Origin of the sequence: Streptomyces sp. KL116D (genome assembly GCF_030766975.1) — a bacterium.
Lineage (GTDB): Bacteria > Actinomycetota > Actinomycetes > Streptomycetales > Streptomycetaceae > Streptomyces > Streptomyces longispororuber_A.
This window is the reverse complement of the sequence record NZ_JASERH010000077.1, coordinates 26,514-32,513: the sequence shown is the minus strand read 5'-3', so window position 1 is coordinate 32,513 and position 6,000 is coordinate 26,514. Positions and strand designations below refer to the sequence as shown.

Sequence of the window (6,000 nt, the reverse complement as noted above, 5' to 3'; positions counted from 1 at the left end):
AACGAGTTCGGCCGGTGTGACGTGCTGGTCAACGTAGGATGTGTCGCCCCGGCACGAGGGTGTCGGCACCATCGACGAGGCGTACTTATCGCGTCCCGGTGAACCTCAAGGGACCGTCTGGCTCGATCCGGCTCGGGGAGCGCATCGGCAGAGGCGGGCAGCGGGTCGATCATCAACATCAGCACCATCGGCCTCGCCGCGCCCCGGTGCCGACGAACCGGTCTATGCCTGCGCCAAGGCCGGGGCCTCAACGCGCCTACCGTCGGGCCTGTCGGGGAGCTCGCGCCTGCGGTACGGGTCAACGCGATCCTGCCCGGCACGTCGACACGACATCGCGGCCGCATGGTCGGGCGGAAGTCCGTGCGCGTCCGATGCTCGGCGCGCGATCCCGCTGGCTCCGCCCCGGCGTACTGGGACTTCGTGGCCCGCGTTGTGGCTCGCGACCGAGGCGCGTCGTCGTTCGTGACGTGGAACCCCTGATCCGCGTCGATGGCGGCGCGTACCGGCAGATGTCCTGAGGAGAAGACATGTGGGACTTCAGCACTGAACCGGAGTTCGAGAAGCAACTTCAGTGGATGCGCTGAGTTCGTCGTCGAGGAAGTGGCGCCGCTCGACCGCTGTGGTCAGCACTACGACCACCGGGTTCCGCCATGCGGCTCGCAGGCTGGTGATCGACCCGTTGCGCCATAACAAGTGGTCCGCGGGCTGCGGGCTCGCTACCTGGGTCCCGAGCTCGGCGTCGGGGCTTCGGCCAGGCTCAAGTCTGATGAACGAGATCATCTCCCGTTCCAGTGGGGGCCGACGATCTTCGGGGTCCAGGGACCCGACACGGCAACGCCGGAGGTGATCGCGCACTACGGCACGCCGGAGCAGCGCGCGCGCGGTACCCGCAGCCGCTGCTGGACGGCGAGTTGTTCTCCGCGTTCTCAATGACCGAACCGCAGGGTGGCGCCGCCGGATCCGCTCGCCTTCCAGTGTTGTGCGCGACGCACGACTGGGTCATCAACGGGGAGAAGTTCTTCACCCGAACCCGAGCACGCGGCCTTCTCATTGTGGGAGCGGCGTGACCGACTTCGACGCCGATCCGCACCACCGCATGTCGATGTTCCTCGTGCCGCGCGACACGCCGGGCATCGTCACGGCCCGCCGAACCTGGCACATGGGTGGAGCCTGAGGAAGCCATGGACCACGCGCTGGTCCGGTACGAGAACGTGCGCGTCCCGGCCGAGGGACCGCTCGGCGAACCGGGGCAGGGCTTCGAGATAGCGCAGACTGCCTGTCGGCGGGCGTATCCACCACGCGATGCGGGCGGTCGGGCAGGCGAAGCACACTCGACATGGCGTGAGCGTGCCGAGCCGGACCACGCGCGCGGCGTTGCTCGCCGACCAGCAGCTGGTCCAGCTGGCGACGCCGACCCTACGCGCAGATCGAACAGTTCCAGCCTCTTCGTGCTGCGTACGGCCTGGCGCATCGACCAGGGCCACGGCTACAGCGGCGGATGTGCGCCGACATCGCGGTGGCGAAGGCGCGTCCGCTTGCAGCCGCGACGTCACTGAGCGCGCGATGCACCTGCACGGCGCGCTGGGTGTGTCGAACGAGATGCCGTTCGGCGGCATGCGGCAGCTCGCACCCGGCTGAACTGGGACGGCCCACCGGAGTCCCACGTGACATCGGCGGCACGGTCTCATCCTGCGCTGATCACCAGCCCGCGCCGGGCGACCTGCCGACCGAGTGGCTTCCGGCACGGGTCGAGGCGGCGCGCGCCAAGCATGCGGACGCGCTCGCCGAGCAGGCCGCGGAGGGGAACTGAGGGAGGATGCACATGCTCGCAATGGTGCGCGTTGGGGAGAAGGGCCGCCCGAACCCGGCGCTCACCGAGTCATTCGACCCGCCGGGATGGCAGAGATCGTGGTCGACGTGCGTGCCGCGGCGGCCAACTTCCCGGACCTGCTGCTGATGCGCAACGCGTATCAGTACCGATGCCGGGCCGTTCGGGTGCCTGGCGGAGAGATCGCCGGCGTCGTCATGGCGTCACCCAGCGCACTATACGGTGGGGGCAGCGGGCTCGGGTGCTCAACGGCGGGAGGTTGCCGAGCGGGCTGATCCCCGCCGCCGCCGACGCGCGAGCTCCGGTCCCGGAGGCGATGGACTTTCGCCGAAGCGGCCGCGGCCGGGGTCACCTACCGGCACCGCCTACCACTCGCTCCGCTCGGCTCGCGCGCGTGCGGCCGAGCGGGTCGTCGTGCTCGGTGCGGCGGCGGATCGGTTCGGCGACGACGCGACGCGGCGCGGCTGCTCGGCGCGCGCACGATCGCGCCGTTGTCGCAGGAGAGCGCAAGCGGGAGTTCCGCAGGCCGCCGGGGGCGCAGATGCGGTCATCGGACCACGGCGAGGAAGACCCGCGCGCCCGGAATCAAGGAAATCACCGGCGGCGGCGCGACGTGGTCGTGGACCCGGTCGGTAGGGCTGCTGCGGAGCTGCAGCAGCCGCGCGCGCCGCGGCCGGGGGCCGGTTCGTGACCATCGGGTTCGCCTCCGGTGAGATCCCGGCGATCCCGCTTTGGAACCTGGTGCTGCCCAGGGAGTCACTTCGTCGCAGGCGGCGGAGATGCGGACGTTCCCGGAGCGTGCTCGGAGGCCTACGCGGCGGGCCGGGACGAGCTGCGCGCGACCTGATGGCGAAGGGAGCCGCCAGGCCACACATCGGCGCCCGCTCGCGCTGCCTCTACGCCGCGGCGGCCCTTCGCTGCCCTCGCGGACCGGGAGGCGTTGGGGAAAGTGCTGGTCGAAGTCACCGCGGAGAAAGGGACAGTTCGATGAGGTGTGAAGGCGCGGTCGTCACCGTTACCGGGGCGGGTCAGGGACTTGCGCGAAATCGCCCGTTCGCGGTGCGAAGCGGCACGCGGGCGGCGCCGTTGTGGCGTGGACCTGGTGGCGTGCCGGCGCCGGCTGCCGCCTGAACTGCGAGCGGGCGGTCTCGGCGGACCGGGCGACCGAGGCCGCGCGGTCGGCGGCCGAGAGGCCGCCGAGAAGGAGTACGGCAGACCGACATCTGGATCGCGAACGCGGGCATCGGCGCGAGAGCGACCCGCTCTCCGACGAGCAGATCTACGACGGAATGCGCGGCTGCACGTGATGTCGCAGTGGGTGGCGTCGGGCGCTGTTGCCGGGCTGGCTCGGACGCGGCAGCGGACACTTCGTACGTGTCCTCGGCGAACGCGTTGACCAGTAACCCGGTCTCTGCTTGCCTATTCGGTGACCAAGCACGCCGAGCTTGCGGCCATCGAGTGGCTGGCGATGACCTACGGCCGCCGCGGTGTCGAGACGACGCGTCTTCTGGTCCCAAGGGAATGCTGACCCCGATGCCGCTGGCCGCCGCGGACAACAATGAGTACGTCGGGCGTCGGTTTTGTAGCGCGCGGTGGACCCTGGAAGAGGCTGCGCGGTTGTGCTCGACGCGGCGTCGAGTCCGGTGCCACACTGGTCCATACGTACCCGAGGTACCGAACTGGGCCCGCCTGGTGGCTCGACCAGCACGAGGAGTTCTCCGCGGATTGCAGGACCCGCATGACCTGGTTCCACATCGGCGGACCGCCTGTGAAGGTTCGCGCATACGAGACCGCCGCCGCAAGGGGATTGTTCTTGCGGCGGCGGTCCTCGTATGCGCGGCGCCCGTGTCAAAGCTTGTGGTGCCCCTGTGTCGTGCAGGTCCAGCATGTCGATGGCGGCCGCTGATTACTGGAGGGGTTCTTCCTCCCGCAGAGGCGACCACCGGTTCCAGCCGAGAGGGTTGGCTGCCTGAGACTGCTGCCGCGAGTGACCGCCGCGCGTGCGTCGTCCCCGGGATGTGCAAGCGCCGGGACAGTTCGCGCGGGACCGCCTCGTCGAGGATCGCTCCCGCCCATGTCCCGGCCCGATGTTGTCGTTTTCGGCCGCCGCGAAACACCACCCGCGATGTCGTGGATCCGACCTGTCGCGTTACATGGATGTCTGCTTCGTACGCGGCGCGCAGCGCCGTGACGGGTCCTTGACCTGGCGCGCTGAGCGTCAGCAGTTCTGCCGCAGGGAATGGCGGTAAAGTGGCGAAGAACCCCGTCCTGGCGGGGAAATAGCGGTTAGCGTGCGCTGCGACATGCCTGCGGCTTCGGCGATGTGATCGACCGACACCTCGTCGTAGCCGTGCTCAAGGAAGAGTTCGATCGCCGCTCGTGCGATGCCGTCCTGGACGAGGAGCCGCCGCCGCGCTGCGCTGTCACTCGCGCCTGCAGTGACCTTTGGCCTCGTCTGCGTCGCTGGTGGAGAGGTCGGGAGACATTCTCCCTTAACATACCATGACAGTGGTGACAGGAGCTGACATGAGGAGAGCGATGCTCCGCGGGCCAGAGGGTTTCGGGCGCGGAGACCCGGTTGCAGCTGCTGCGTCGGTCTGTCCCGTCAGTGGGCGACGACCTCGCCACCTGTAGCGGGCTGCCGGCCGCGGCGCATCGCCAACGTGAGAATCAGGCCGATGACGCCACCCGCGGCGCCGATGAGGAAGATCGTGGTGAAGGCGGAGTCCGCGTAGACCGGCCCATGGCCGACGGTGCTTACGACGTTGTGGGACAGCAGGCCGCCGATCGTCGCGGACATCACAGAGGTGCCGATGGCGTGCGTCGCGATCTGGAGTCCGCTGCTGACGCCGGTGTGGCTTGCTGACGGCCTCCACCATCAGGCCCGGTTGCGCACTCGGTAAAGGCCGAAGCCCAGGCCCGTCGCGCCGGTCCAGGCGGCGATCGCCACCAGGTCCGTCTGTGGAACAACGCGAGGCAGTACGGTCAGCGTTGAGGAGCACGCAGCTGGCCGCCATGATGAAGGGTCCGCATCGGCACCCTGCGTGCCAGCGCGCGCGCCCAGGGACCTGAGACCATGCCGAACAGGCCGTAGGGGATCTGGACGAGTCCGACGGCCAGGGCGCCGAGACCGAAGGCGTAGTTGAACCCCGCCGACTTGGGTGTCTCCAGCATCTGCGGGAGAGAGAAGGCGAACGCGATCACCGGCATCAGGCCGAAGAAGCCCACCAGTAAGTGTCATCCACACTGCGGGCTTGGCCAGCAGCTTCAGGTCGAGCATGGGGCTCACGCTGACGGCGCTCAGTACGACGAACACGCCGAGCAGAACGATGCCGCCCACGATGCAGCTGACGGTCTTCCCGAGGCCCATCCCCAGGAGGCCGCCTCGGTGAGTCCGAGCAGCAGAGCACCGACCCCAGGCCCAGTGCGACACCGCTGGAGATGCCCTAGGCGCTGCACGGTGCGGTTGCTCGTCTTCGGCAGTGTGAAGAAGACGATCGGCGCGGTGACGAGCGTATAGGCGACGAAGAACCAGAACAGGGGCCCGGTAGCCGAAACCGTCGATGAGCGCGCCGGCGACGATGGGGGCCTATGAGAGTGCCCGCGAGGCGTGAAGCCCTGTGCCCAGGGTGCTCAGCGCCATCGGGAGGTAGCGCGCGGGCAGCGCCTCCGGTATGCGCGGTAGGCGACGGGTACCAGCACCAGTGACCGAAGCTTCGAGCACACGGCCGAGGAGGAGCACGTGGTGCTGGTGGTCAGTGCGCAGCAGCGGCTGCCCACCAGGAACAGCACCGCGACCCCGAGGATGACGTATCGCGAACCGAAGCGATCTGCAAGCTTGCCGCCGATTGGCTGCACCATCGCACCGACCAGGCTGATGAGGGTGAGTACCCGAGGGCAGTGCGCTCGCGTCGAAGGTCCTGGCCATGTCGCTCAGGGCCGGCACGGTCATCTGCAGCACCATGGCGTTCAGTTCGACGAACAGCACCATCCCGACCATGAGCGGGAGGTAGTGCCGCAACGGCGGGATGTCTTCGGTCTTGGGGGCTTCAGCCGCAGTCCGCACGGGTGCGGGAGTGTTTTTCCGAGGTGGACAAGAGAGGGCACCTCCGGATGCTCGAGGCGGATGCCGGGGCGCGGATCTCGTCCGCGGCCGGTGGAGCGATCGGGCT

Annotated in this window: 3 protein-coding genes; all 3 read right to left on the bottom strand. The window is 68.9% G+C overall.

The genetic code is table 11. From position 1 onward, the window contains the following. Positions 1-4,046 precede the first annotated feature (4,046 nt). Positions 4,047-4,199: a helix-turn-helix domain-containing protein gene (locus RBJ77_RS30450; RefSeq protein WP_372347940.1), complete on the bottom strand. Its 153-nt coding sequence runs from the start codon at positions 4,197-4,199 to the stop codon at positions 4,047-4,049. Between the two features lie 234 nt (positions 4,200-4,433). Further along, on the bottom strand, positions 4,434-4,628 hold the full coding sequence (locus tag RBJ77_RS30445) for a hypothetical protein (RefSeq protein WP_372347933.1): 195 nt from the start codon (positions 4,626-4,628) through the stop codon (positions 4,434-4,436). Positions 4,629-4,813: 185 nt separating this feature from the next. After that, entirely contained in the window at positions 4,814-5,056 is a 243-nt protein-coding gene (locus tag RBJ77_RS30440) for a hypothetical protein (protein WP_372347932.1), read from the bottom strand. Positions 5,057-6,000: the final 944 nt, after the last annotated feature.

Coding starts and splice junctions, on each gene's coding strand:
- RBJ77_RS30445 (WP_372347933.1), bottom strand. CDS start 4,628: ATGTCCGCGACGATCGGCGGCCTGCTGTCCCACAACGTCGTAAGCACC.